Annotated in this window: 23 protein-coding genes; 10 read left to right on the top strand and 13 right to left on the bottom strand. The window is 64.5% G+C overall.

Annotated elements, in window-relative coordinates:
• Positions 1-289: 289 nt before the first annotated feature.
• From AC0L20_RS26700 to AC0L20_RS26690, 3 genes are all read right to left on the bottom strand, one after another.
• Positions 290-499, bottom strand: coding sequence for a hypothetical protein (locus AC0L20_RS26700; RefSeq protein ID WP_473293710.1), 210 nt, complete (start codon positions 497-499; stop codon positions 290-292).
• Positions 496-1347 carry a helix-turn-helix domain-containing protein gene (locus AC0L20_RS26695; protein ID WP_473293709.1) on the bottom strand — a complete coding sequence of 284 codons (852 nt, stop codon included), beginning with the start codon at positions 1345-1347 and terminating at the stop codon, positions 496-498. The genes AC0L20_RS26700 and AC0L20_RS26695 overlap by 4 nt, the downstream gene beginning before the upstream one ends.
• 144 nt (positions 1348-1491) lie before the next feature.
• Complete coding sequence (locus AC0L20_RS26690; RefSeq protein ID WP_473293708.1) at positions 1492-1761, bottom strand: hypothetical protein; 270 nt, start codon at positions 1759-1761, stop codon at positions 1492-1494.
• A gap of 70 nt (positions 1762-1831) precedes the next feature.
• Here AC0L20_RS26690 and AC0L20_RS26685 point away from each other — a divergent pair, with 70 nt between their 5' ends.
• The 4 genes from AC0L20_RS26685 to AC0L20_RS26670 all read left to right on the top strand — a co-directional run bounded on the left by AC0L20_RS26685 (position 1832) and on the right by AC0L20_RS26670 (position 6094).
• A complete protein-coding gene (locus AC0L20_RS26685) occupies positions 1832-3709 on the top strand; it encodes a PAS domain-containing sensor histidine kinase (RefSeq protein ID WP_473293707.1) in 1878 nt (625 codons plus the stop codon).
• Positions 3706-4377: a response regulator transcription factor gene (locus tag AC0L20_RS26680; RefSeq protein ID WP_456768691.1), complete on the top strand. Its 672-nt coding sequence runs from the start codon at positions 3706-3708 to the stop codon at positions 4375-4377. The genes AC0L20_RS26685 and AC0L20_RS26680 overlap by 4 nt, the downstream gene beginning before the upstream one ends.
• A gap of 102 nt (positions 4378-4479) precedes the next feature.
• A complete protein-coding gene (locus tag AC0L20_RS26675) occupies positions 4480-4860 on the top strand; it encodes a response regulator transcription factor (RefSeq protein ID WP_473293706.1) in 381 nt (126 codons plus the stop codon).
• 229 nt (positions 4861-5089) lie between these two features.
• The gene (locus tag AC0L20_RS26670) at positions 5090-6094 is read left to right on the top strand and encodes a helix-turn-helix domain-containing protein (RefSeq protein WP_473293705.1); all 1005 of its coding nucleotides are present in this window, start codon (positions 5090-5092) and stop codon (positions 6092-6094) included.
• 217 nt (positions 6095-6311) lie between these two features.
• Here the strand turns inward: AC0L20_RS26670 and AC0L20_RS26665 are convergent, their stop codons facing one another.
• From AC0L20_RS26665 to AC0L20_RS26625, 9 genes are all read right to left on the bottom strand, one after another.
• Positions 6312-7247, bottom strand: a complete 936-nt coding sequence (locus AC0L20_RS26665) for an acyltransferase domain-containing protein (protein ID WP_473293704.1) — start codon at positions 7245-7247, stop codon at positions 6312-6314.
• 9 nt (positions 7248-7256) lie between these two features.
• Positions 7257-8207 carry an AEC family transporter gene (locus AC0L20_RS26660; protein WP_473293703.1) on the bottom strand — a complete coding sequence of 317 codons (951 nt, stop codon included), beginning with the start codon at positions 8205-8207 and terminating at the stop codon, positions 7257-7259.
• A complete protein-coding gene (mdcB, locus tag AC0L20_RS26655; protein ID WP_473293702.1) occupies positions 8204-9085 on the bottom strand; it encodes a triphosphoribosyl-dephospho-CoA synthase MdcB in 882 nt (293 codons plus the stop codon). Before mdcB ends, AC0L20_RS26660 begins: the two co-directional genes overlap by 4 nt.
• Positions 9082-9762: a malonate decarboxylase holo-[acyl-carrier-protein] synthase gene (mdcG, locus tag AC0L20_RS26650; RefSeq protein ID WP_473293701.1), complete on the bottom strand. Its 681-nt coding sequence runs from the start codon at positions 9760-9762 to the stop codon at positions 9082-9084. The genes mdcB and mdcG overlap by 4 nt, the downstream gene beginning before the upstream one ends.
• Positions 9737-10459 carry a biotin-independent malonate decarboxylase subunit gamma gene (gene mdcE, locus AC0L20_RS26645; protein WP_473293700.1) on the bottom strand — a complete coding sequence of 241 codons (723 nt, stop codon included), beginning with the start codon at positions 10457-10459 and terminating at the stop codon, positions 9737-9739. Before mdcE ends, mdcG begins: the two co-directional genes overlap by 26 nt.
• The gene (locus tag AC0L20_RS26640) at positions 10446-11384 is read right to left on the bottom strand and encodes a biotin-independent malonate decarboxylase subunit beta (protein ID WP_473293699.1); all 939 of its coding nucleotides are present in this window, start codon (positions 11382-11384) and stop codon (positions 10446-10448) included. Before AC0L20_RS26640 ends, mdcE begins: the two co-directional genes overlap by 14 nt.
• Entirely contained in the window at positions 11381-11698 is a 318-nt protein-coding gene (mdcC, locus tag AC0L20_RS26635; RefSeq protein ID WP_473293698.1) for a malonate decarboxylase acyl carrier protein, read from the bottom strand. The genes AC0L20_RS26640 and mdcC overlap by 4 nt, the downstream gene beginning before the upstream one ends.
• Before the next feature lie 10 nt (positions 11699-11708).
• Complete coding sequence (gene mdcA, locus AC0L20_RS26630) at positions 11709-13355, bottom strand: malonate decarboxylase subunit alpha (protein ID WP_473293696.1); 1647 nt, start codon at positions 13353-13355, stop codon at positions 11709-11711.
• Positions 13356-13517: 162 nt separating this feature from the next.
• On the bottom strand, positions 13518-14303 hold the full coding sequence (locus tag AC0L20_RS26625) for an alpha/beta hydrolase (protein ID WP_456768680.1): 786 nt from the start codon (positions 14301-14303) through the stop codon (positions 13518-13520).
• Between the two features lie 303 nt (positions 14304-14606).
• Here AC0L20_RS26625 and AC0L20_RS26620 point away from each other — a divergent pair, with 303 nt between their 5' ends.
• The 5 genes from AC0L20_RS26620 to AC0L20_RS26600 all read left to right on the top strand — a co-directional run bounded on the left by AC0L20_RS26620 (position 14607) and on the right by AC0L20_RS26600 (position 21561).
• Positions 14607-14948 (top strand): hypothetical protein, encoded by a 342-nt coding sequence (locus AC0L20_RS26620; RefSeq protein ID WP_473293695.1) that lies wholly within the window; start codon positions 14607-14609, stop codon positions 14946-14948.
• Between the two features lie 219 nt (positions 14949-15167).
• Positions 15168-15626: a hypothetical protein gene (locus AC0L20_RS26615; RefSeq protein WP_456768678.1), complete on the top strand. Its 459-nt coding sequence runs from the start codon at positions 15168-15170 to the stop codon at positions 15624-15626.
• Between the two features lie 20 nt (positions 15627-15646).
• On the top strand, positions 15647-16819 hold the full coding sequence (locus AC0L20_RS26610) for an efflux RND transporter periplasmic adaptor subunit (RefSeq protein ID WP_473293694.1): 1173 nt from the start codon (positions 15647-15649) through the stop codon (positions 16817-16819).
• Complete coding sequence (locus tag AC0L20_RS26605; RefSeq protein ID WP_473293693.1) at positions 16816-19959, top strand: efflux RND transporter permease subunit; 3144 nt, start codon at positions 16816-16818, stop codon at positions 19957-19959. The genes AC0L20_RS26610 and AC0L20_RS26605 overlap by 4 nt, the downstream gene beginning before the upstream one ends.
• Positions 19960-20064: 105 nt before the next feature.
• Complete coding sequence (locus tag AC0L20_RS26600; RefSeq protein WP_473293692.1) at positions 20065-21561, top strand: sensor histidine kinase; 1497 nt, start codon at positions 20065-20067, stop codon at positions 21559-21561.
• 22 nt (positions 21562-21583) lie between these two features.
• Here AC0L20_RS26600 and AC0L20_RS26595 read toward each other — a convergent pair whose 3' ends face one another.
• Positions 21584-23875 (bottom strand): FdhF/YdeP family oxidoreductase, encoded by a 2292-nt coding sequence (locus AC0L20_RS26595; RefSeq protein WP_473293691.1) that lies wholly within the window; start codon positions 23873-23875, stop codon positions 21584-21586.
• Between the two features lie 249 nt (positions 23876-24124).
• On the opposite strand from AC0L20_RS26595, the gene AC0L20_RS26590 reads away from it, so the two are divergent.
• Positions 24125-25372, top strand: a complete 1248-nt coding sequence (locus AC0L20_RS26590) for an oxalate decarboxylase family bicupin (RefSeq protein WP_473293690.1) — start codon at positions 24125-24127, stop codon at positions 25370-25372.
• The last annotated feature ends 15 nt before the right edge of the window (positions 25373-25387 follow it).

Raw genomic sequence — 25387 nt, 5'->3', positions numbered from 1 at the left:
CCGGCAGCTTGGGGTCAGGAGTCTGAGGGGGCCGGCATCACGTCGCGACCCTGTCGCATAGCTCGCAGTCCAGCGAACCCTGACCTTCAAACACCTCAGTTCGCCAAAACCGTTTGAAAACCGTTTTAGCAGTTCTCGTCCGCCCTCATGACCGACATCCGCATTACTCTCAGCGACAAGGCCATCGCTCAGTGAGCCCGATGGTCTGCACGGTTGAATGATAATGAGCACGCACAGCAGACAGTCGCTGCCGTAGATACTCGACGCGCGGATGCCACCGAAGTGCCGCCTACCGCGCGACACACGACACAACGACCCGGCAGAAATTGAAGGCGAAGCGTCCGTAGAGAAAGCCGCTCCCCGGCTCCAGTGCAGCCAGGCGATACGAATTGCCGAGAGCGCGGACAATCTCAACCACTTCCATGAATTCATGGTGCGTCAGCGCCGGGTGATTGCTGAGCAGCGACAGCAACAGGGCGTGAATGCCGAAATTGCTCATGACGAACCTGCCTTTGCGCGCGGCAGCGGCATGAATTGCGCGAGATAGGCGCTGCGCCATTGGTACGGCGTATCGCCGACAAAGCGCTTGAACACCGTGGTGAAATGCGCCTGGGTCTGGAAGCCCACGGTCAAGGCGATATCGACCAGAGCGACTTCGGCCTGCTTGAGCAGCTCCTGGGCGCGCTCGATGCGGCGCCTCAACAGATATTCGTGAGGCCGGTCACCGACGGCTGCACGGAACTGTGCGGCGAAATGCATCCGGCTCAGGCCGGCGACCGCGGCCATGTCCTGAAGCGTGACCTTGGCGGCCAGATTCTTGTCGACATATTCCAGAACGCGCTTGAGGCGCCAGGTCTGCAGCGATCGTACAGTCCGGCAGGTCCCTTCCGCGTGAACACTATCGGCCGGGTCGAGTGCGGCCGGTGCGCCGGACGCTTGCCGGCTGAACGTCCGGGTGAGGATCGCAAGCCGCAAGGCGTCGGCCATGATCGCCGAATGGGCATCGTGCGCGGCTTCGGTTGCCGCGAGTGCGTCCGACAGGCGCCGCATGACCGGATCGGCGGCTTCCGCTGCAACCGCCTCCGCGCTCTCGACGGGCTGCTCCGCAAGGAGTTTTGCAGAGAGCCGGAAGCGAGGACCACGATCGGCGGATCGTTCAACGTCGGCCGCATTCGTCTCGACCGCGAGGGCCACGTCCAGGTGAACGAAGGACAGCATCGTTCCGTTTTCGCCAAACCGGTCGGGGAGGTTCGAGAGCCCGGTCCGCTGGCGATCGATTGCCGAGATATCGATCGCGCGAACGTCATGATCCTTGATTGCCTGTGAGCGTGACATCTGCAGCGACATCGTCGAATCTCCTTGTCCCGTTTTCGATCCGGCATCGCCTGATCGGCTTGTCCGAATGTCGTGGGAGCAGAGTAGTTCGGCGGTTCGCGCGATCCATTCTACGCGCGGGTGCATCGATAGGTTCTCGGGTTAACCGTGTCATACCTAGGTATGATCGCGACATGTTCGCCGGGTGAGCGCGACGGTGCTGCGATGACCGGCATCGCTGATGCGGACGCGAATCGCGGCGTGCGGTGCCTGCGGTAAGTTGACGCGCTTTTGCACAAATCCGCCGATGGAACCACGCGAGCCGGCCGGTTTCTCCCCTGAATGCCGGCTGCTGGTACTTTCGCCGGATTGCGTGGCGCGCAGGTCTTCCACGAGAGCACGAAAATCACGCCGCGGGATGTTGTGAACGCGATCAAATCGCGGCATCAACGCGCAGGTATGAGAAGAGCGACTGCCAGTGACGATAACGACTCATGATCGACCCACGGGTTCATCCATGAGCCGCGCCGGCTTGCGGCTCTGCTCCGCCATCCTTGCCATCGCGGTCTTCCTGGTTGACGTGCTGACGCCGCTCGAGGGCGCGGTCGCGGTTCTCCATGTCGTGGCGGTCCTGCTCGCGGCGAAGACCAACCGGCGCGACGATACCATCGTCGCCGCGGCCGGCTGCGTCGTCCTGACGGTTATCGCCTATCTGCTGTCGCACGATCTGGAGAGCATCGCCTCGCCCACCGTTCGCGCGCTGGTGAGCCTCGCCGCGATCGGGATCACGACCCTGCTGGCGCTGCAGAATCACGCGGCGACGAAGCGCCTCGCGGCGCAGGCGCGGCTGCTCAACCTCTCGCATGACATGATCTTCGTCAGGGATCGCGTTGGCGTGATCACCTTCTGGAACAAGACCGCCGAGCAGGCCTATGGCTGGTCGGTCGACGAGGCGGTCGGACAGCTCGCCGACAAGCTTCTGCAAACCACCTATCCCGACCGGCGCGAAGTCATCGAAACCGGCCTGCTCGGCGCGGGCCGATGGGAAGGCCGCGTGCAGCAGCGGACCAAGGACGGCGCCGTGCTCACCGTCGATGCCCGATGGGCCTTGCAGCACGACCGTCTCGGCAAGCCCGTCGGGGTTCTCGAGACGCATACCGACGTCACCGACCGCGTGGTCGCGCACAGCGCACTGGTGCAGAGCGAGCAGCGATACCGCCGGATGTTCGACGCCAGCCGGATCGGCGTGGTCGAAGAGGACTGGAGCGAAGTCCGAATCGCACTGCAATCGCTGGACACCGCGGCAGCCGGCCTTCGCGACCATCTGGCGCAACATCCTGATTTCGTGCGGAATGCCCGCCGGCTCGCCAAAATCACCGACGTCAATCCGGCCCTGCAAAAGATGGCAGGTGCAAACGGTGCCTCGGCCTTTATCGAGAATGTGGACCTGCTTCTCGGTGAGAACGACCGGAGTTTCCTCGGCGCATTGATCGCTTTTGCGGAAGGCGAGCCGTTCTACGAAGGCGAGACCGAGCTCGTCAGGTTCGACGGGCGCAAGGTTCCCGTGCTGTTCACGATCACGTTTCCGTCCGGGCCCCACGGCGATCGCAACGTGCTCGCCTTTGTCGTCGACATCACCGAGCGCAAGCAGGCGCAGGATGCACTGCTCGCGGCGCAGGCGGAGCTGGCCCATGCCGCGCGCGTCGCCACCCTCGGCGAGCTCACCGCCTCGATTGCCCACGAGGTCAACCAGCCGTTGGCGGCGATCGTCACCAGCGGCGAGGCCGGCCTGCGCTGGCTGCGGCGCGAGGTGCCCAATCTGGACGAGGTCGCGGCCACGATCACCCAGGTCGTCGCGGCAGGCCGACGTGCCAGCGAGATCGTAGCTCGCATCCGGACCTTCCTGAAGAAAGCGCCCGTCCAGCAGGACAGTATCGATATCGCCGAGATCATCGAGGACGCGGCCCTTCTGGTCGCGCGGGAGCTCGCCAATGACGATGTCGTCCTCACCTCCGAGATCGAGCATGGCCTGAGGCCAATTCGCGGCGATCGGATTCAGCTTCAGCAGGTGCTCATCAATCTGCTGGTCAATGCCGGCCAGGCCATGGCGGACCAACCCGGTTCCCGCACCGTCAAGCTGCGCGCCAGCGCCATTGACGGCGAGCGTCTCGCCATCATGGTCCAGGACAGCGGTCCCGGTATCAGGCCTGACGACATGCCGCGCCTGTTTGATCCGTTCTTCACGACGAAACCCGGGGGAATGGGCATGGGACTTGCGATCTGCCGAACGACGGTGGAAGCTCACGGCGGCCGGCTGTCGGTCCAGAGCACGCCCGGCGCGGGGGCGACATTCCGCCTGACCCTGCCATACGCCGAAGAACATCCGGGACCATGACACGACCAGACCAAGTGCAGCCGCCTGCCCAATCCGTCAACTCGATTGTCATCATCGTTGATGACGACGCCGGAATCCGCGCCTCGCTCGACAGCCTGTTCCGGTCCGTCGGCCTCGAGACGCGCCTGTTCGCCTCGCCCGCCGAACTGCTCGGCGGCTCACTCCCAGACCGCCCAGGCTGTATCGTGCTGGACGTCCGCCTTCCCGGCGTGAGCGGGCTCGATCTGCAGGGCCAGCTCGTGCGGCAGGGCATCAGACATCCCATCATCTTCATGACCGGCCATGGCGATATTCCGATGTCGGTGCGCGCCATGAAGGCCGGCGCGGTCGATTTCCTCGCCAAGCCGTTTCGCGACCAGGACATGCTCGATGCGGTCACGGCGGCACTCGAGCGCGACGCGCAGGACCGTGCCGAAGCCGCGACCAAGGAGGATATCCGCGCTCAATACGAGACCCTGACGGCGCGCGAGCGCGAGGTGATGGGCCATGTCACCGCCGGCCTGATGAACAAGCAGGTCGCCGCCCTGATCGGCCTCAGCGAGATCACGGTCAAGATCCACCGCGGCAACGTCATGCGCAAGATGGAGGTGCGGTCGCTGGCCGACCTCGTCCGCAAGGCCGAGGCGCTCGGGGTTTCCCAGACCCGAAGGACTACGGACCAAACCTGAGTATAATTCCGGCGGGACCGTCCCGGGTGCATATAGGGCGTCATCGGCCGTGCCAAGGGAGATATCCTCCTTGCGGAACACCGCGGTCAGGATTGTACGCCAATGGCCAAGACCCCGGTGATTGCGATCGTGGACGATGACGAAGGCGTTCGCGCCTCGCTTGCGAGCCTCGTGCGTTCGGTCGGCTACGAGGCCCAGGCCTACGAATCCGGTCTGGATTTCCTGCGGCGGGCGCCGGGAGACGATCCGGAATGCATGATCGCCGACGTCCAGATGCCCGAGATCACCGGTGACGAGTTGCAGGCCCGGCTGATTGCCGCCGGCCGCCGTTTCCCGATCATCTTCATGACGGCGTTTCCGAGCGAAACCGTGCGTCAGCGTGTCATGGCCGCAGGCGCGCATTGCTATCTCGGCAAGCCGTCCAGCGGTGACGAAATCATTCGCTGCCTTGAAGAGGCGCTGGCAAGCCACGGGCCGCAATAGTCCAGTCCGCCGCTGGGCGGACGAGCACGGTTTTTCCCTTTGTTCCAATTGAACTTTTCACGACCCGCGGTCGCACCCACTCGCATTTGCAAAATCTAATACCGCTTCAGCTTCCTTAACGAGCCTCCCGACGCGGTCGCACCTATCGTTCGAACACGGATCAATTGCATTCTGCTGCCGTCCCGACGGCAGCAGAATCCAGGATAGGGGACGAACGATGCTTACTGATATGCAAGCGGCCGGCGCCCGGGTGACGTATCAGCCCAGCCACCGCGAACCGGCTTTCCCGCAAGAGTCTCTCGCATTTCCCCTCGAACGAAGGTGGCGCCAGCCCGGCCAACATGCCGGCATCGCGTCCGAGGACATCACGATCTCGCGCTGGATCTCTGCACAAACAGGCATAAGGCACGAAGGAGCCCGGACACCTTGCGACCGATACTTCCTGGCCATCGCCTTGAAAGCAACACGCGTCAAACTGACCAGAGGTCGTCACACCGTCTTTGACGGCGTCATGCCCGCAGGCACGCTGTATATCGGCGCACCGTCGCAGCGGCTCAGTGCGCAGTTCTACGCGCCGTGCGATTTCCTGCACTTCCACGTCTCTGCCGGCCGTTATTTTTCGCCTCTACGGCCCGGAGCAGGACCCGCCGCGCCGGAAGGCCTCAACGACCTGGTCCTGCTCCGTGACCCGTTTGCCGAGCAGCTTGCGAAAGCGCTGACCGAACGCGGCCATTCGGTCGACCGGGAATTCGCACGCTGTATCGGCCGGACGCTGGCAATGCACATCGCCCGGCGCGAGCTCCCTCACGCGAAAGTCAATGCGTTGCCGAAATGGCGGCTGCGGCGCATCGAGGAGTATGTCGGGACGAACTTTGACCACGGCATCACCCTCTCCGAGCTCGCCAAGGTCGCCGGACTGTCGCGGATGCATTTCGCGGCCCAGTTTCGTGCCGCGACGGGATACCGGCCACGCGAATACCTGCTGCACCAGCGCATCGAGCATGCGAAATTGCTGCTGTCGAATTCCGAGACGGCGTTGGTCGAAGTCGCGCTGACCGTCGGCTTCTGCACGCAGGCGCATTTCTCGACCGTGTTTAAACGCGTGACGGGCGACACGCCCGCGCGCTGGCGCTGCGCCAGCCGGAACGCATCGGCTTCGGCCAGGCTCTCCGCCCGCGATCCGGCTTCGACATCGAAGACCGTGGCTCACATGCTGCCCGCGGACTTCCTGTGAATCATGCGAAATGAGAAACAGAAGGGGTTCGTGAAATACTTTGGTTACGGGATCGGCGATGCTGTGCGTGTTAGGTGACCGAGACCCCCCAAGTCACCGCTCGAGCCTCCCTCCTCCCTGGGCATACGAGCATCTAGGGGCCGTCCTCCCCAAGGCGGCCCCCTTTTTTCGAAAGCACTGCACGATCGATTGCGGCCTCTGTTCGGACCAATCGGCGCTAGGCGCCGAGGTGACGCGCAATCCAGGCGCGGACACCCTGAAGACTCCTGAAATCATCCAGTGAGCGCGCCGGAAATCCCGGCTCGACCTCCGCAATCATCTTGCTGAGCGCCTGTCCCGGTCCAAGCTCGAGAAAAATCGTGGCGCCCGCCTCAAAGCAGCTCTCCAGGCAATTTGCCCACTGCACGGTTTGCGAAATCTGCGCGGCGAGCTTGTCGAGGCCGATCTCGGCGGAGACGACCGTAGCGCCGTCGATACCGCTCAGGATGCGCGCGCCGGCGGCCGGCGGGAACGTGACCTGCGCCGACCGCAACACCTCGCGAAACGCCGCCGCCGCTCCGGCGAGCCGTTCAGTGTGGGAAGCGACCTCGACCGGCAGATCGACGACCATTGCCGCGTGCATCGCCCGCGCCTCTGCGGCGATTGCGTTCAATGCCTCCCGGCTCCCGCCGATCACGAAGGCGTCGCCGGGATTGATGATGGCGATCGCCGCGCCGCAGCGCCCGCAGAGGCGGTGGACGTCGCCACGAGAAAGTCCGCGCACGAAGACCAGGCCGTCACCGGCGTGCGTGAAGGCGTCCATGGCCTCCGCACGGCGCGCGACGAGGTCGAGCGTGACGGTCGCTTCGAACAACCCGGCGCCCCAGGCAGCAACCTCGCCGACGCTATAGCCGGCGATGACGGCGCCATGCGGAATGACATCCTTGAGCGCCGCCGTGGCGGCCAGCGCCTGCAAGGTGCACAGGATCTGGCTGGCGCGGTTGCGATGCAGGGCCTCGTCGGGCTCGCTGCGCACGAAATCGCGCGGATCCCTGCCGCCCAGCAATGTTGCGGCATGGGCAAACAGGTGCGCAGCTTCCGGTGCGTCGCCGGTGAGGGCGAACATCTCCCGGTGTTGCCTGCCTTGCCCCGAGCACAGGATCGCAAGCGTCATCGCCGCCGCCTAGTTCGGAAAGAGCGTTGCGATCGCAATCGCCAGGGTCACGACACTGAACGCGGTACTCGCAATGACCATGGATCCCGCCCTGGCGGAATCCAGCCGGTAGTTGACGGCGAACAGGATGCCGAAAAAGCCGGAAGGTACGGCGGCGAGCAGAATGGCCGTCTTCGCGACATCCGCCGCGACCGGAATGACGCGAATGACCGCAACTGCCAACAGCGGGCGCACGATGTCCGAGGCCAATGTTGCAGCGACGATCTTCCAGTCAAGCCGAAACGACTGCGCCGACAGAATGGCTCCGGTGAGGAACAGGGCGACGCCGGCAGCCGAACTTCCAATCAGCGCGAGGCTTGCACGGGCCAACGCGTCGAGGCTCACATCAGATAACGAGAACAGGATGCCAAGCGCCGGCGCGAGCACCACCGGCTTGGTGATCGCACGCCGAATTGCCGTCAGGACCTGCCGTGCCGCCATTTGCTCGCCGCGAGCCTTGGCGGCGCCCATTTCCGCCATGATCAGGGTCAGCGGACTGATGAGGATCGAGCCCGCCGCCAATGCGACGGCAACCGGCACAGTGCCGGCCGGCCCCACGATTGACGTCATGATCGGAAGGCCCACGCCGGCGAGATTCGGAAAGCCGATCGTCAATGCCTGTAACGATGCCTCCGACCGGGGCACCTTGGAAAAGCTGCGTGCAGCAAAATACCAGGTGAGATAGAGCAGCAGCATCGTCACGCCGAGCACCAGAAAGAGCGGGATCTGCTCGATCATCTCGCGGCGCGACGCCCAGGCTGTGGCCGCGAACAGCGACGCCGGCAGCGCGAAATCCATCACCAATGCGTTGAGGGCGTCGACGTGAAGATTGTCGACGATATGAAATTTTCCGGCGGCGTATCCCAGCAATAGAACGAAGAAGACCGGCACCAGCGCCATCAGGATCGCGTTGGACATCATGGAATCGGCCTTTCATGGGCGTCGACAAAGAGTGTCATTGCAAGCAGGTCGGCCGATCCACCCGGGCTGAGGCGACGGGCAACGAAGCTTTCGTGGATCGACTGCGCCTGTGCACGCCAGCCGGACGCGCCGACGCCGCCTGAAGCGATGAAGCGACGCGCCGCATCATGTGCAAAGCGAAGGCCGTCGAGCCCGCCGCGATGCAGGAGGTTGGTGTCTTCGACGAACGCGATCAGAGCAAAGCACGCCTCGGCCCGGGCAGCTTCCATATTCTCCGGCAGGACAGACGCGGCCCTGCGCAACGCCGGCAAGCCGATTCCGTAGACACTGGGAAATCCGTTCGCGGCCTCGATACGCGCACCGCCCGCGCGAAAACGGCGGCGCGCCACGCTGCCATGGCTGTGCAGCAACACCGGACCGCCGAGGATGCTGTCGCCCCACAGGCGCGCCACGACATCGCCGAGCGGAAGCGCGGGATCGACCAACCCGCCGGCTTTCGCGCCGGCCGCCGCGCACAGCAGGCCGAGCCCGAAGATGGCGCCGCGGTGCGTGTTGACGCCCGCGGTCGCCGCCAGCATGGCGCGCTCCGCCTCAAGACCGATGATCCGCAGCCGTCCCATGCCGCAGCCAAACGCGCCCGCATCGGCCAGCTGTTGCAGATAGGGCCTGATCGCCGCAGCGCTGCGACGAAACGTGCCCGCATCCATATCGTCGTGGCTGCCATTGTCGACATGGCTCACCAGACCCGGCTTCGGCCAGGTTTCGAGCTCCTTGACGAGGCAATCGGCGGCGACGGCGCCGATGGCAGAGACATCAGGCGCGATCTGCGCCCGGCGCAGGGATGGCCGTTCCACGCCTCTTGCGGCCGTGATGATCATGATGCCATCGCTCCCGACATGAATTGATGCCTGCCGAGCAGGACCACCCGCTCGATGCTCTTGACCAGAAGCTCGCTCGCGCCGCCGTGGAATTCGCGCCAGTTGACCGCAGCGCCGTCGGCACCCATCAACTCGCCATCGAGCCGCATCGGCGCGCCGGTCTCGATCGCGGCGACATCGGCGACGAAGCGATCGATGTCGGTTTCGCGGCGAAACTCGAACAGGACATCGAGGTCGGAACGGCCGGTAACGTAGTCGAGCCCGGTCAACGCCTGCCAGGCCAGGCTGCCGAAGACGCGCACGTCCACCGCATGGCGAAGTGCCAGCCCGTCGAGCCGGTCGAGCGCGGGCCACCAGTTGCGCGGCGCGTAAGCCCGCGTCTGCCGCAGCAACGGCGGCCTCGCGACCGAGGCGACGTGGTCGATATCGACCAGAAGCGAGATCCGCTTCTTGCCGGCCGAAGGCGGCAAGGGCAGGCCCAAGGCGAGGCCGGTCGCCTCGGATGGCAAAGCGCGTCGCCTGACCGTCGGCCATCTCATTCGAGGCCAGCGCGCCAGAAGGGACTCGGTTGCGAGATCACCGCGCGCATCCAGCATCGCGCGCCAGCCTGCGGGGCTGACGAAGACGAGGTCGTGACGACCGGGTGGCCGTTCACCGGGTTTGCAGGGCGAGGTCACGAACGCGCTCCGCGATATCGGCGGCCTTCAGCCGGCCACCGCGCTCCTTGCCGAGCGCATCCCGCCGATCCTGCTCAGCAGGCATGTCGGCGAGCAGCGCCTCCAGCTGGTCGGCGAGCGAATTGGCATTGCTCCACGTCCTGTGAACGGCGCCCATTTGCGCGAGATTGGACAGGCCCGGCGCGAATACCGGCGTCGACTTCGCCTTCTCCTGCAGCGCCTCAATCGATAGCTTGGTGACCTTCGCCATCGACGGCAGGTCCATCACTGCGGGATCGGCCCCGGGCAATCCGACCAGCACGCGCGTCGCAAGACCCGTCGCAAGCAGAGCGCCCGCAGCCGAGTGGCCGTAGAGAAGACCGATCGTTGGACGACCGTACATGTCCGCGTGGATCAGCACCTTGGCCAGATGCGCGAGGAACTCGTTCAGTCCGAGCAATTCGTCACGCTTGCTCATGCGCTGGCTGTCGCTGTCGACGAGGACCAGAATCGGCCCGGAGTCCCGGTCAATCGACTCCAGGACGTGGCCCGACAGCCTGATCGCTTCGTCGACGCCTAGCGCCGTCCGGTCTGCAACACCAAGCACGAGGATCCGGCCGCCGGATCGCAGCGTCGCCGAGCCGAGGATGACGCCGTTGTCGTTCCTCACCTCATGGCCGTCGAGAAAGAGCGAAGCGAGGATATCATCGAGCGTCACGGCTGGTCCTCCCGATCCGGTTGGCAAGGGCAATGAACTCATGGGCCGGCAGCTCGGGAACGGCCTCGGCATGCGCGACGCCTTCTGCCGTCCAGATCTCGACGGCATCGCCGCAGTCACCGAAGCTGCGCAGCCGGTCGGCAAGCCGCCGCTGCTCGGCCTTCAGCCTGTCGAGACCGAAAGGTCCAACCAGGCCGAGCAGCTCCAGCGCGGCCTCACGAAAATCCTGCACATTGTCGTCGACGAAGGCATCGGCGGCGCCGAGCAGGCGGCGATGCTTGCCTCCCATGGTCCGCCAGACCAATGCGCGATCGCGGGAATCGAACTCCTCGACGCCGCGATTGGTCTCGATCACTTCGGGGCCCGACACTGCGATGCGCCCGGGTTCCGACACGGCCAGCGCGGAGCAACAGCCCGCGATCAGGCCGCCGCCGCCGTAGCATCCGGACCTGCCGCCGATCAGGCCGATGACTTTCACGCCGGCGCTGCGCGCTTCCATCACGGCGCGCATGATCTCGGCGATAGCAAGCTCGCCGGCATTCGCCTCCTGCAAGCGGACGCCGCCGGTATCGAGCAGGATCAGGACCGGGGTCGAGCCGATCTGGCGCGCGGCGCGGAGCAGCCCGATCAGCTTGGCGCCGTGTACCTCACCAAACGCGCCGCCCATGAAGCGGCCTTCCTGCGCGGCGACGAACACCGGCGAGCCGTCGAGGCGACCTTGACCGACGACGATGCCGTCGTCGAATTGCTCGGGAAGATCGAATATCTTCAGATGCGGGCTGACCTCGCGCCGCTCCGGACCAATGAACTCGACGAAGCTGCCGGCGTCGAGCAGCAGCTCCAGTCGCGTGCGGGCCGACGCCTCGTAGAAGCTGGTGTTGCGGGCCCGTTCGGCCGGGCTGATGTCCTTGAGCGGAGCAGTCATTGGCCGGCCTCCGCGATCAAGCGCACCGCCTGCGCCAGCCGAAGCGACACCGTATCCGGACGCGCGCCTCCGTCATTGATCGAGAACTTCAGCCCGCCCGGCGAATAGCGCTCGACGAAATCGCTGATCACGGCACTCCAGACTGCTCCGAAGCCCACGGCCGCAGTCTTGATGTCCACGGCGCATTCCGCATCCGGCAAGCTCCGCTCGACCAGCACTTCCAGATTTCCGGAAGCGACCACGCCGACAATCGCGCTTTGCCTGGTGCCGCCGGCTCGCGCGCGAACCTGGTGTTGAAAGTTGAGATCTTCCATGGTCCGTCCCTCACCAATTCCTGAATTTTGACGGCGGTGCGTAGAGTCCGCCCGACCAGCGCACGAGGTCCTTGATCGAGCGCGCCGCCAGCAGGCTGCGGTCCGCGTCGAGCGGATTGACGCCGAGATCTTCCGGCCTGCGGATCACGCCGCGCTCGCGCAGGCGCGAGACCATGTTGCGATCGCGCCTGCGACCGACATCAGTGTAGCCGGCGACGCCGCGGATAGCCTGCTCGCGCTCCTGCGCGGTCCGGCACAGTAGGAGATTCGCCACGCCTTCCTCGGTGACAATGTGCGTGACGTCATCGCCATAGATCATGACCGGCGCGAGTTCGAGATTGAGCTTCTCCGCGAGCTCGATCGCATCGAGCTTCTCGACGAACAGCGGCACGTTCTTGTCGCCGAAAGTCTCGCCGATCTGCACGACCAGCTTGCGGCCGCGCCGTAGCGGCGCCGGACTGTCGGGATCGGCCTCCGCTCCGGCCTTCAGCCAGGGCTCGCTCGGATGACGCCGCCCGCGGGCGTCCGCTCCCATGTTCGGGGCGCCGCCGAAGCCCGCGATGCGCGAGGCGGTGACGGTCGACGAGTTCCCTTGCAGATCGATTTGCAGCGTAGAGCCGATGAACATGTCGCAGGCATAGAGCCCGGCGGTCTGACAGAAGGCGCGGTTGGAGCGCAACGAGCCGTCGGGACCGGTGAAGTAGATGTCGGATCTGGCGCGGATGTAGTCGTCCATGCCGACCTCCGATCCGAACGAGTGAATCTGCCGCACCCAGCCGGACTCGATCGCGGGAATGAGCGCGGGATGGGGATTCAACGCGAAGTGGGTCGCGATCGTCCCCTTCAGCCCCAGCCTCTCGCCGAATGTCGGCAGCAGGAGCTCGATCGCGGCCGTGCTGAAGCCGATGCCGTGATTGAGCCGCTGTACGCCATAGGGCGCATAGATGCCCTTGATCGCGAGCATCGCTGTCAGGATCTGGCCTTCCGTGATCGCGGCCGGATCGCGCGTGAACAGCGGCTCGACGAAGAACGGCTTGTCGGCCTTGACGATGAAATGGACACGGTCCGCCGGGATGTCCACGCGCGGAACGGTGTCGACGATTTCGTTGACCTGTGCGATCACGACGCCGTCCTTGAACGCGGTCGCCTCGACCACGGTCGGGGTGTCCTCGGTATTCGGGCCGGTGTAGAGATTTCCCTCGCGGTCGGCGCTGACGGCGGCGATCAGCGCGACGTGCGGCGTGAGGTCGATGAAATAGCGGGCGAACAGTTCGAGATAGGTATGGACCGCGCCGAGCTCGATCTTGCCGCCGAACAGCATGCGCGCGATCCGCGCCGATTGCGGTCCGGAATAGGCATAGTCGAGCCGCTTCGCGACGCCGCGGTCGAACAGGTCCAGATGTTCGGGCAGAACGACACCCGACTGCACCATGTGCAGATCGTTGACCCTGGACAGATCGACAGCCAGCAGCGCGCGGCTCAGCAGATCCGCCTGCTTCTGGTTATCGCCCTCCAGGCAAACCCGGTCGCCCGGCCGGATCACGGCCTCCAGCAGGCGCGTGACGTCGTGTGCTTCGACGACCTTGCCGCGGGCAAAGCCGGCTCCCGCGGCAATGCGCGCGTCGCGCGCGGCTCGATTGTTCTGCCAGCTTGTCATGACCGTCATTCCCTCAGACAAGTGCCGCACAGAAGCATCAGCGCTTCTTCGCTTCTTCGATTGCATTCGTGAAATTGCGGGACATTCGGGGCGGCGGGAGTGCTGTCACCCCCGCCGTCCTTCCTTCTGCCGGCCGTGCGTCAGGACCGGCAAAAACGGGCGTCAGCGGGTAGCGGGCTGCGGGATGCTGCGCGCGGCGCGGGCGATCACGGCCGCCACTTCCTTCGGATGAGACTCGTAGACCGAGTGGCTGGCGCCTGGGATTACCGTTGTCTGGCTTTTCGCGCGCTCGTAGTACCAGCGCTCGAGATCCGGATTGATGATCTGATCGCTGCCGGCGACGATGCCCCAGCTCGGCTTGGTCTTCCACGCGGCCGCCGTCAGCGGCGTACTGAACACCTGCGTCGCTGCCAGCACCTGGGATCGCGCGACGAACTCGGCGCGCTCACGCGGCAGATCGGGCGCGAACAGCTTCGGGAATTGCACGGGATCGAGATAGGTGAATTTGTCGGGCGTGACCTTGATGACGCCTTCGGTCTTGCCGAGGACGCTCGGTGTCTTCTTGCCGAGCGCCGATTCGTCCTCGCCGACGTCGGGCGCGTGCGCGGCGACGTAGACCAGGCCGACGACATTGGGATGCACACCCGCCTCTGTGATGATCGAGCCGCCATAGCTGTGGCCGACGAGGAGCGTCGGGCCGTCCTGGAGATCGAGGATGCGCTTTGCTGCCGTGACGTCGTCTGCAAATGTCGTCTCGGGCTCCTGCACCATGGTGACGCGGAAACCTTCCTTGGTCAGGATCTCGTAGACCGGCTTCCAGCCGGACGCATCCACCCAGGCGCCGTGCACCAGGACGATATTTTTCAGGGGTTCGGCGCGCGCGGGGGCAACGGTCGCCATCAAGGAGAGCGCAGCGGCAAAGGCGAGACCAGCGTTGAGGTATTTCATGTCAGGATCACTCCGGGTTGGAATGACGTGACACTAATTTCGAGGCTTGCCTGCGTATTTCGGCAAACAACTGTCCTTGCCACTTCGCACGCCGCAGCACGCAAGCTGCGACAATCAGCGCCCGAACATCATCCCGAGATGCAACTCTAACCGAAGGCCCATGTCATGCACACTGACATTCATGACATGATTTCTCGCGAGCGTGAACGGCCGGCGTTCGGACATGAAAGACGATCGATGCGCACTCTGTCATTCACCACAACGTTCATGACGTCACTCCAAATCCGAACATAGGATCGACCAATGACCTCCACCGCAACGTGCCGGGCCGCCCTCTTCGTCCTGCTCAGCGCAACAATGCCGGCTCATGCCGGCACCTGCACGGATGACATCGCGCAAACCCAGGCCCAGCTGGATCTGGCCATCGAGAAGGACGCGGGCTCCCACGGCTGGAAGCCGGAGAGCCTCAACGCGCTGCGCAGCCATCAACCGACGCCCCGCTCGCTCGCCGAAGCCGAAGGGAGCAACGGCGTCGATTTCACTGATGCGCTCGATTCGCTCGAGCGCGCGCGCGCCGCCAATCGCACCGGCGATATCGCCGCGTGCAGCCAGGAGATCGCGCACGCGCGCGCCATCCTGAGATAGCGAAAGCCGTTTTAGGGCCGACGACGCGGCGACGCGCCAAAATGGTCGCGCGAAAGAGAATGAGACGCGCGAAGCACGTGTTACGCCTCGCCGTCGTGCAGCCGGGGAGCAGGACGTGCGTTCTCGAAATACCCGCGCTCCCGCGGCTTCCTATTGTTCGATCGCAGTCAGCCGGAGTTTTCAGCCATGCGACAACGGCATTCAACATATAAGTGTGTGATGCTTGCGATCGCCATGCTGTGGCTGGTCCCGGCTGCGGCCAACGCTCAAACAACGATGCCGGGCATGCAGCCGCCTGCCGGAATGCTTGCGACGTCGCCGCTCAACCCGCAATCCACGCGACCTGTAGGCATCCCGCTGGGATCGACCGAGATCGCAACGCCTGGCATCTCGCCGATCAATCCCGTGCAAAGCACGATGGGCTGTGCCGGGTCCGGCAACGCCGGATCCAGCGGAGCATTGTTCGACGGCGGCGGGCTGTCCGGCACCTCGTCGACCAATTGCGCCGGCAGCAGCGTGGCACCGTCGTCCCTGCCCTCGACATCGACGGTCGGGCGCGTCGGAATTCCGCTGGGCTCCACCGAAATTGGCGGCGCCGGAATTAGTCCGTCCGTGCCGGTGCCCGGCCCCACATCCATGGGCAGCACGACGTCGATCGACGGCTCCGGCAATCCCTGAGATCAAGAAGGACCATCGCCGTGAAACGGACCCTCACCATTGTGATCGTTACTCTCGCCGTGATCCTGGCCGGCGCGGGCTTCTGGTTCTTCGGCACCGACCAGAAGCCGGCCGTAGCCGCCGCACCCGTGCCCACCGCCGTGCCGGTGGTCGCCGCCACCATCACGGGCAAGGACGTGCCGATCTATCTGCGCGGCATCGGCACGGTGATCGCCTACAACACCGACGTCGTGCGCAGCCAGATCCAGGGGCAGATCGTCAAGATCGCCTTCACGGAAGGACAGACCGTCAAGGCCGGCGACCTCCTGGCCCAGATCGATCCGCGTCCTTACGAAGCGCAGATCGAGCAGCTGACGGCCAATCGCGACAGGGACCAGGCGCAACTGACGAATGCCGAGGCCAATCTCTCCCGCTACAATCAGCTCGGCGACAAGGGCTACGCGACGCCGCAACTGATCGAGACGCAGACCGCGCAGGTGGCCCAGCTAAAGGCCGCCGTCAAAGCGGACCAGGCCCAGATCGACGAGGCCAACGTCCAGCTCAGCTACACGCGCCTGACGTCGGCCATTCCCGGCATCACCGGCGTTCGCCAGATCGATGTCGGCAACGTGATTCACCCGACCGACCCCAACGGTCTCGTCGTCGTCACCCAGATCGAGCCGATCTCGCTGCTCTTCACGCTGCCGCAGACCGACCTGCCCGTGATCCAGGAGCACGTCGCAAAGGGTGAGCTGAAGGTCATCGCCTACAGCCAGGACAACAAGACGAAGCTCGACGAAGGCACGCTGCTGCTGGTCAACAACGAGATCGCGGGGACCACCGGCACCGTGCAGCTCAAGGCGGTGTTCCCGAACCATGAGCACCGGCTGTGGCCGGGCCAGCTGGTGAACGCGCGCCTGCTGCTCGAGATCCGGAAGGGCGCGCTCACCGTCGCCGGTTCGGCCGTACAGCAGGGGCCGAACGGCAGCTATGTCTATGTCGTGACCGGCGGCGAGACGGCCGCCTTGCGTTCCGTTCACGTCGCACAAATCAGCGATGGCCAAGCCCTGATCGACCAGGGACTGAAATCCGGCGACGTCGTCGTGATCGACGGCCAGTACCGGCTCGCGGAAGGCAGTCGCGTTCGCGAGCTGCACGGCAAGGCCGCGCGTGAAGCCGACCTGCAAAGCGCCGTGCAGGACGCAATCCCATGAACCTCTCCGCCCCCTTCATCCTGCGGCCGATCGCAACCGCCCTGCTGATGGCGGGCTTGCTGCTGTGCGGGCTTGCCGCCTATCCGCTGCTGCCAGTCGGCGCGCTGCCGAACGTCAACTATCCAACCATCCAGATCTCGGCGCAATTGCCCGGCGCCGACCCCGGAACGATCGCCTCGTCGCTGGCCACGCCGCTCGAGCAGCAGCTCAGCCAGATCCCCGGCGTCACCCAGCTCACCTCGTCCAGCGCGCTTGGCGTGGCCCAGCTCACGGTGCAATTCGAGCTGTCGCGCACGGTGGATGGTGCGGCAGTGGACGTGCTGGCCGCGATCAATGCCGCGAGCCCGTTCCTGCCGCCGAACATCCCCTACCCCCCGACGATCCGGAAGGTGAATCCGGCGGAGACGCCGATCATGCTGATCGCGCTGACGTCGGACTCGCTGCCGCTGACCACGGTCGACGCTTATGCGGAGAACATCCTGCTGCCGAAGATTTCGCAGGTGCCGGGCGTCGGTCTCGTCGGCATCGGCGGCCAGCAGAAGCCCGCGATCCGCGTTCGCGTCAATCCGCAGGCGCTCGCCGCCCGCGGCATCGGCCTCGAAGACGTCCGCACCGTGATCGCCGGCGCTAATGTCGACCTGCCCAAGGGCACGCTCAACAGCCCGCGCGTCACCTATACGCTGAACACCAACGATCAGCTACTCAAGCCCTCCGCCTATGAAGACCTCATCATCGCCTATCGCAACGGCTCGCCGGTGCGGATACGCGACATCGGTACGGCGGTCGACGGGCCCGAGAACGACCTCCTGGCCGGCTGGTACGGCAAGGATCGCGCCATCATCCTGGCCGTCCAGCGCGTTCCCGGCGCCAACGTGATCGAGACCGTCGACCGCATCAAGAAGCTGCTACCGCAACTGCAGGCCTCCGTTCCCCCGGCAATCAAGGTGACGATCGCCGCCGACCGCACCGCCACCATCCGCGCCGCCGTCTCCGACGTTCAATTCACGCTGTTGCTGACGGTCGCGCTCGTGGTGATGGTCATATTCCTGTTTCTGCGGAATCTCTGGGCCACCATCATCCCGGCGATCACGGTTCCCCTGTCGCTGGTCGGCACGTTCGCGGTGCTTTACGTGCTCGGCTACAGCCTGGACAACCTCTCGCTGATGGCGCTCTCGATCGCGGTCGGCTTCGTCGTCGATGATGCCGTCGTCGTCATCGAGAACATCGTGCGCCATCTCGAGCAGGGCATGACGCCGATGCAGGCCGCGCTCAAGGGTTCCAGCGAAATCGGCTTCACGATCGTCTCCATCACGCTGTCGCTGATCGCGGTGTTCATTCCGCTGTTCCTGATGGGCGGTTACGTCGGCAAGCTGTTCCAGGAATTCGCGATCACGATTACCGCCGCGCTGCTGCTGTCGCTCATCATCTCACTGACGCTGACGCCGATGATGTGCGCGCGGCTCCTGAAGGACGACTCGCGGAGGAAGCACGGCCGGTTCTATCTCGCCTTCGAACGCGGTTTCGATGCACTGCTGGCACTCTATGCGAGAGGCCTGCGCGTCGTGCTGCGCCATCGCTTCGCGACGCTGCTCGTGATGCTCTCGACAGTCGCGCTGACCGGCTATCTGTACGTGATCATACCGAAAGGCTTCTTTCCGCAACAGGACACCGGTCAGATCGTCGGCATCACCGAAGCCGCACAGGACATCTCCTTCCCCGCCATGTCCGAGCGCCAGCAGGCGATCGTCGACATCCTCTCGAAGGATCCAGCGGTCCAGTCGGTGGCGAGCTATATCGGCCCGGGCGGTCCGACCGCGACACTCAACCAGGGACGCATCTTCATCGTCCTGAAGCCGAAGCCAGAGCGCAAGGCCAGCGCCGATCAGATCATCGAACGGCTGGGGCCTCGGCTCGCCCATATCCAGGGCATCAGGCTTTACATGCAGGCCGCGCAGGACATCACCATCGGCGCACGCCTGTCGAAGACGCAGTATCAGTACACGCTGACGGACGCCGATTCCAACGAGCTCACCAACTGGTCGGCGATCTTCCTGGGGAAGCTTCGCGCGCTCGATCTCATCACCGACGTCGCGAGCGACCAGGCCAATGCGGGCCCGCGGCTCGAGGTCACCGTCAATCGCGAGGTCGCATCGAGCTTCGGCATCCTGCCGACGACGATCGACAACACGCTCGACGACGCCTTCGGCCAGCGCATCGTCTCCACGATGTTCACCTCGCTGAACCAGTACCATGTCGTGATGGAAGTCGATCCGCGTTTCCAGTACGGCCCCGAAGCGCTGAAGGACATCTACCTGAACTCGGCCACCGGCCAGCAGGTCCCCCTGAGCACGCTGGTTCACAGCGTGATCAAGCCCGCACCGATTCTGATCAATCACCAGAGCCTGTTCCCCTCGGTGACGATCTCGTTCAACCTCAAGCCCGGCGTCGCGCTGGGCGATGCGGTGGCGGCGATCCAGGAGATCGAGAAGAGCACCGGCAAGCCCGCCTCGCTAACGGCTTCGTTCCAGGGCAATGCGCAGGCGTTCCAGTCCTCCCTGTCGGGCACGCCGCTATTGATCGGGGCGGCGCTGATCGTGATCTACATCATCCTCGGCGTGCTCTATGAGAGCCTGATCCACCCCATTACGATTTTGTCGACGCTGCCTTCGGCTGGCATCGGCGCGCTGCTGCTGCTGCTGGCCGTCCACATGGATCTCAGCGTCATCGCCATCATCGGCATCATCCTGCTGATCGGCATCGTCAAGAAGAACGGCATCATGCTGGTCGATTTCGCCCTCGAGGTGGAACGCCAGCACGGGCTCAGTCCGGAGGAGGCAATCTACCAGGCCTGCACGCTACGCTTCCGCCCGATCCTGATGACGACGATGGCGGCGCTGCTGGGCGGCGTGCCGCTGATGATCGGCTCCGGCACCGGCGCCGAGCTGCGTCAGCCGCTCGGCTACACCATCGTCGGCGGTCTGATGTTGTCGCAGATCCTGACGCTCTACACGACGCCCGTCGTCTATCTCTATCTGGATCGGCTCAGCAATTGGCTCACCGGACGCAAGCCGCGGTCGGCCGAGACATCCACTCCAGCCGCGCGCGAAGCGGATACTGGATTGCGCCATAAATCCGCTTGAGCAGTCGCCTGCATAATGCCAGCTCGATCACGCCTTCGTGCGTTTTGACAAAGCGCCGACGAAAACGCAAAAGACCGGCCTCCGGCGGGGCGGTAAACCTTTTGCATGACGCTCGAACGCCTGGATGGCGCTAACTCCCTACAGCCCCAGCGATGGTGGCGCCGTTTGCTGCCGATCCAGACAATACAGGATCGGATTCTGCTGTGGGCCTGGGGCAGCCTGGTTTTGACCCTGCTGTCCTTCGCCTGTTCACTGCTTGGAGACAATTTTACCGCGATCGCTTTCGCTGCTTTCCTAGCCGCTTCGCTGACGCTCGTCGGCGCGATCATGGATATCACCGCCCAGAAGAAGGCCCATATCGAGCTGGAGCGGAGCGAGCAGCGCTACCGCCATTTGTTCAGCCGCATGCCGATCGCATTCCGGCAGCTCGATGCCAGCAGGCTGGTCGTGCTGTTCCGGAAATTGCGCGCCGAAGGCGTCAAGGACCTCGGCGCGTATTTCGACAGCCATCCCGAGTTCCTCCGGACCTGCATGGACGCGCTCTCGTTTCAGGAGGCCAACGAACGGGCCATCCAGATGTTCGGCGGCGGCGTCGATGGCCATGTCGGACGTTCCATGGCCGTGACCTGGAAGGAGCGTCCCGATACGTTCCGGCGGGCCATGGAGTCCCGTTATCGCGGTGAGACGAACTTCGAGGAAGAGACCCAGATGGTCACGTGGGACGGCCGCGTCGTCGACGTTCTCTTCACGACGGCCCGGGTCGGTCCGATCAACGATCTCGAAGTCAGCCTGGTCGGCACCATCGACATCTCACAGCGTGTTCGCGCCCAGCAGAAGCTCCAGCAGGTCCAGGCCGAATTCGCGCATGCCGCGCGCGTCTCGATGCTCGGCGAGTTCACTGCGTCGATCGCGCACGAGGTCAATCAGCCGCTGGCCGCCATCGCCACCAACGGCGCCGCCGGCCTACGGTGGCTGAACAGGCCCACGCCCGATATCGTCGAGATCCGCAAGACCATCGAGAACATCGTCGTGGATACCCAGCGCGCCGCGAACATCGTGGCGCGCGTTCACGGGATGGCCTCCCGGAAAGCCCCCGAGCAGGCATCCCTGTCGTTCGACGAGATCATTCGCGAAGCGCTTCTCTTCCTTCGACACGAGATGGAATCCCGCAACGTGACGATCCTGCACCGGCCCGATCCGGGCACGCCGCTGGTGCTCGGTGACCGCACCCAGCTCCAGCAGGTGATCGTCAATCTGGCCATCAATGCGGTGCAGGCGATGACACAAGCGGGATATGATGATCGGAAGATCATCATCAGCACGGTCACGCAGGACGCGGCGAAATTGTGCTGCTCCGTGGAGGACAACGGTCCTGGCATCGCCGCCGAACATGTCGATCGGCTGTTTGAAAGCTTTTTCACGACCAAGGACAGCGGGATGGGCATGGGACTGCCGATCTGCCGGTCGATCGTCGAAGCGCATGGAGGCCGGATCGGCGCCGAAGCCCACGGCGCGAATGGCGGCGCCCGGTTCTGGTTCACGCTGCCGATAGCCGTTTCGCCGGCGGATTCGCCGCGCCGCGATCGCCACGCCGAGATGTGACGGGACGTCTCCGGCGCAGTCGCTATTCTCTGGTCGCGGCCGCACGCACCAGGCGGATCGGCACGCCCTTGTATGACGGCGTGAAGCTCAGGGGATCACGGGCATAGAGCGGCACCAGCGGATTGGCTTCCGGATAATACGCCGCGCAACAGCCGGTCGGAAAGGCATAGGCCACCACGCGTAAGTTGCGCACGATCCGTTCTGCGCCATCGGTCGAGGCGGTTATCAGATCGACGCGGTCGCCGTCGGCAAGCCCGCGCTTCTTCAACTCGTATTCGTTGAGGAAGACTACGTCGCGCTGGCCGAACACGCCGCGATAGCGGTCGGACATCGAGTAGAGCGTCGTGTTGTACTGATCGTGGCTGCGTATTGTGGTGAGCCACAAGAAATCGGGATCGCTCTGCGGCGGGTCCTCGCCGCAACCCGGGAAGACCAAAAAGTTCGCCTTGCCCGACGGCGTCGCCCAGATGCGCTCGCGCGCCGTCGAGATAAGATGGAAGCCGCCGGGGACGCGGATGCGGGCGTTGTAGCCCTGGAAGATCGGGAACACCGCCTCGATCGCATCGCGAATCCGGTCGTAATCAGCCACGAAGCCGTCCCAGTCGACCACCGTGCGCTCGCCCAGCGTCGCCTTGGCGACGCCGGCGACGATCGCGATCTCGCTGAGGAGATGCTCCGATGCCGGTTTGTTGCGGCCGGCGGACGCATGCACCATCGACATCGAATCTTCCACCGTGACCGACTGCGGCCCCGATTGCTGCACATCGATCTCGGTGCGGCCGAGGCACGGCAGGATCAGGGCGGCACGGCCATGGATCAGATGGCTGCGGTTGAGCTTGGTCGAGACGTGGACGGTCAGAGCGAGTTTGCCAAGCGCGGTCTGGGTCGCCTGCCAGTCCGGAATGGCTGCGGCGAAATTGCCGCCCATCGCGAAGAAGGCCCTCACCTCGCCGCGGATCATGGCCTCGAGCGCGGTCACCACTATGTGTCCCGGTGCGGCCGGAGGCTTGAAGCCGAAGCGTTGCTCCAGGCGCTCAAGGAAGTCCGCCTTGGGGACTTCCGTGATTCCCACGGTCCGATCGCCCTGCACATTGGAATGACCGCGAACCGGGCAGACGCCCGCGCCATCGCGCCCGACATTGCCGCGCAACAGGGCGAGGTTGGCAATCTGCTGGACGTTGTTCGCACCGCGCCAGTGCTGGGTGATGCCCATTCCGTACACGAGGATGGCGCGCTCGGCCTTCATATAGGCGCCCGCCGCATATTCCATGTCCTCGCGCGTCAGGCCAGACTGACGTTCGATCTCCGGCCATTGCGTGCGTTTGAGATCGTCGATCAGCGCCTCAACTCCGGCGGTGTGGCCACGAATGAAATCCCAGTCCAGGATCTCCGGCTGCTCGGCGGCACGGGCGGCCTCGTCGGCCTCCACCAGGATCTTCATGATCCCCTTGAGGACGGCGACGTCGCCGCCGACCCGCACCTGGAACAGTCTTGAGCTGATCGTCGTCGACGACAGCGTGATCATCTCGACCGGGCTCTGCGGCGCCTGGAAACGTTCCAGGGCCCGCTCACGGAACGGGTTGAACGAGATGATGGAGGCGCCGCGGCGTGCCGCATTGCGCAGGCTGGTCATCATCCGCGGACTGTTGGTGCCCGGATTCTGGCCGAAGATGAAGATGCAATCGGCCTTGTCGAAATCCTCCAGCAGCACGGTGCCCTTGCCGACGCCGAGCGAGTACGGCAGACCAACGCTGGTCGCCTCGTGGCACATGTTCGAGCAGTCGGGAAAGTTGTTGGTGCCGTATTCGCGCACGAAGAGCTGATAGAGGAAGGCGGCTTCGTTCGAAGTCCGCCCCGACGTGTAGAACTCCGCCATGTTCGGATCCGGCAAGGCCCGGAGCTCGCGACCGATCATATCGAATGCATCGCTCCATTTCACCGGAAGATAGCGGTCGGATACGGCGTCGTAGGCCATCGGATGAGTGAGCCGCCCGACCATTTCGAGATCGTAATCGTTCCAGCCAGCGAGCTCGGTGACGGTATGCTCGGCGAAGAATTCCGGCGTGCAGCGCTTCGATGTTGTCTCCCAAGCGATTGCCTTGCCGCCGTTCTCGCAGAATTCGAATGATGAGGTATGCTTCGGATCGGGCCAGGCACAGCCGGGGCAATCGAAGCCCTCTGGTTGATTCATCCGGCTGAGCGTCGCTGCACCTTTCAGCGGCGCCCGCTGCACCAGAAGCGCCTCGCTGAGCGCCTTCAGTGCGCCCCAGCCGCCGGCTGGTTCGCGATGGGGACGGACCGACTTCGTGGTCATCTCGATATCTCTCGATGTGGCAATTCTCCGGTTCAGTTAAGGATCGCGCAGGCAGAGCCGTCTTTTCAGAACGAAGCCGAATTTCGCAATTGCACACGTTCGATCCCGGGCGGCGGGCCGAAGCAGCCATGCATTCCAGCAAAAACAGCGCCGTTCGCGGAAGCAGAAGCGGCAGCCGGAAACTAGGTTGGTCGGCCGGAGCCCCGTCGCTACGGGAGGGCTTTCGACAGTTTTCAGGAGCGACCCAAGATGTTTTCACGACGTGATTTGCTGGCCATGTCCGCGGCAGGCGCCGCCATGGTCGGTTCCAGTGCGCAGGCCGCAACCTTCGGCAATCCGGACGAGCCGCCGCAAGGCGCCGTCAACGCCAAGAGTCCCGGAAGCCTGACCGATCCCGGTCCGCAGGATCCCGAACTGGGCAAGCAATTCCCCTCCGCACAAACTCCGCCGGCGACCGACGTCGGTGGCTTGCCGATGGATTGGGCCTCGTTCAACAATGCGCCGAGGCGCATCCAGAATGGCGGCTGGGCACGGCAAGTCACCGTCGCGGACTTCGCCATCTCGAAAGAGATTTCTGGCGTCAACATGCGGCTGTCCGCCGGCGGCATCCGCGAGCTGCATTGGCATCAGGCGGCCGAATGGGCGATCATGACCTACGGCAGCTGCCGCATCACCGTGCTCGACACGCAGGGGCACCCCTATGTCGGCGACCTCAAGGCCGGCGACCTCTGGTATTTCCCACCGGGCGCGCCGCACTCGCTGCAAGGCCTGGGGCCTGATGGTTGCGAATTCGTGATCTGTTTCGACGACGGCCACGCCAATGAGTTCAACACGCTGCTGGTGACGGACTGGCTCGCCCATACGCCGCCCGAGGTGCTCGCGAAGAATTTCGGCGTTCCGGCCGATACCTTCGCGAAGATTCCGCTGCATAATCGCTGGATCTTCCAGGGCACGGTGCCCGGCGATCTCGCCGCCGATCGCGCCGTAATCGCCAAGCATGCCGAGGCACCGCCCTATCCGTTCATCCATTCGCTCGGCAGTTCGGCACCAGTGAAGGAGAGCTCCGCCGGCAGCATGCGCGTCGCCGACAGCAGCAACTTCAAGGTGGCCACGACCGTCGCCGCGGCGCTGGTGACGATGCCGCCGGGAGCGGTCCGGGAGATGCACTGGCATCCGAATGCCGACGAGTGGCAGTACTATATCAAGGGCAAGGCACGGATGACGGTGTTCGACACCGGCCCCAACGCGCTGACGACGGACTTTTCCGCCGGCGACATTGGCTATGTCCGGCGCAATCTCGGCCATTATGTCGAGAACGTCGGCGAAACCGAACTGCAGTTCGTCGGTGTGTTTCGTGCGCCGCGCTACGAAGAGGTGTCGCTCTCCAACTGGCTGACGCACACGCCTCCCAGCCTGGTCGCCCAGCATTTCAACATCGACGAGAAGCTGATCGCCCAGTGGCCGGACAATGGCCCCGGTGTCATGCCCAAATCCTGAAGCAAAGCCACATAG

It is taken from the genome of Bradyrhizobium sp. Kon58 (genome assembly GCF_055807455.1).
This window is presented reverse-complemented; position numbering and strand designations above follow the sequence as displayed.

What these genes read in the sequence shown, in the direction of transcription:
- AC0L20_RS26700 (WP_473293710.1), bottom strand. Translation starts at nt 499, where the DNA reads ATGAGCAATTTCGGCATTCACGCCCTGTTGCTGTCGCTGCTCAGCAAT.
- AC0L20_RS26695 (WP_473293709.1), bottom strand. Translation starts at nt 1,347, where the DNA reads ATGTCGCTGCAGATGTCACGCTCACAGGCAATCAAGGATCATGACGTT.
- AC0L20_RS26690 (WP_473293708.1), bottom strand. Translation starts at nt 1,761, where the DNA reads ATGCCGCGATTTGATCGCGTTCACAACATCCCGCGGCGTGATTTTCGT.
- AC0L20_RS26685 (WP_473293707.1), top strand. Translation starts at nt 1,832, where the DNA reads ATGAGCCGCGCCGGCTTGCGGCTCTGCTCCGCCATCCTTGCCATCGCG.
- AC0L20_RS26680 (WP_456768691.1), top strand. Translation starts at nt 3,706, where the DNA reads ATGACACGACCAGACCAAGTGCAGCCGCCTGCCCAATCCGTCAACTCG.
- AC0L20_RS26675 (WP_473293706.1), top strand. Translation starts at nt 4,480, where the DNA reads ATGGCCAAGACCCCGGTGATTGCGATCGTGGACGATGACGAAGGCGTT.
- AC0L20_RS26670 (WP_473293705.1), top strand. Translation starts at nt 5,090, where the DNA reads ATGCAAGCGGCCGGCGCCCGGGTGACGTATCAGCCCAGCCACCGCGAA.
- AC0L20_RS26665 (WP_473293704.1), bottom strand. Translation starts at nt 7,247, where the DNA reads ATGACGCTTGCGATCCTGTGCTCGGGGCAAGGCAGGCAACACCGGGAG.
- AC0L20_RS26660 (WP_473293703.1), bottom strand. Translation starts at nt 8,207, where the DNA reads ATGATGTCCAACGCGATCCTGATGGCGCTGGTGCCGGTCTTCTTCGTT.
- mdcB (WP_473293702.1), bottom strand. Translation starts at nt 9,085, where the DNA reads ATGATCATCACGGCCGCAAGAGGCGTGGAACGGCCATCCCTGCGCCGG.
- AC0L20_RS26640 (WP_473293699.1), bottom strand. Translation starts at nt 11,384, where the DNA reads ATGACTGCTCCGCTCAAGGACATCAGCCCGGCCGAACGGGCCCGCAAC.
- mdcC (WP_473293698.1), bottom strand. Translation starts at nt 11,698, where the DNA reads ATGGAAGATCTCAACTTTCAACACCAGGTTCGCGCGCGAGCCGGCGGC.
- mdcA (WP_473293696.1), bottom strand. Translation starts at nt 13,355, where the DNA reads ATGACAAGCTGGCAGAACAATCGAGCCGCGCGCGACGCGCGCATTGCC.
- AC0L20_RS26625 (WP_456768680.1), bottom strand. Translation starts at nt 14,303, where the DNA reads ATGAAATACCTCAACGCTGGTCTCGCCTTTGCCGCTGCGCTCTCCTTG.
- AC0L20_RS26620 (WP_473293695.1), top strand. Translation starts at nt 14,607, where the DNA reads ATGACCTCCACCGCAACGTGCCGGGCCGCCCTCTTCGTCCTGCTCAGC.
- AC0L20_RS26615 (WP_456768678.1), top strand. Translation starts at nt 15,168, where the DNA reads ATGCTTGCGATCGCCATGCTGTGGCTGGTCCCGGCTGCGGCCAACGCT.
- AC0L20_RS26605 (WP_473293693.1), top strand. Translation starts at nt 16,816, where the DNA reads ATGAACCTCTCCGCCCCCTTCATCCTGCGGCCGATCGCAACCGCCCTG.
- AC0L20_RS26600 (WP_473293692.1), top strand. Translation starts at nt 20,065, where the DNA reads ATGACGCTCGAACGCCTGGATGGCGCTAACTCCCTACAGCCCCAGCGA.
- AC0L20_RS26595 (WP_473293691.1), bottom strand. Translation starts at nt 23,875, where the DNA reads ATGACCACGAAGTCGGTCCGTCCCCATCGCGAACCAGCCGGCGGCTGG.
- AC0L20_RS26590 (WP_473293690.1), top strand. Translation starts at nt 24,125, where the DNA reads ATGTTTTCACGACGTGATTTGCTGGCCATGTCCGCGGCAGGCGCCGCC.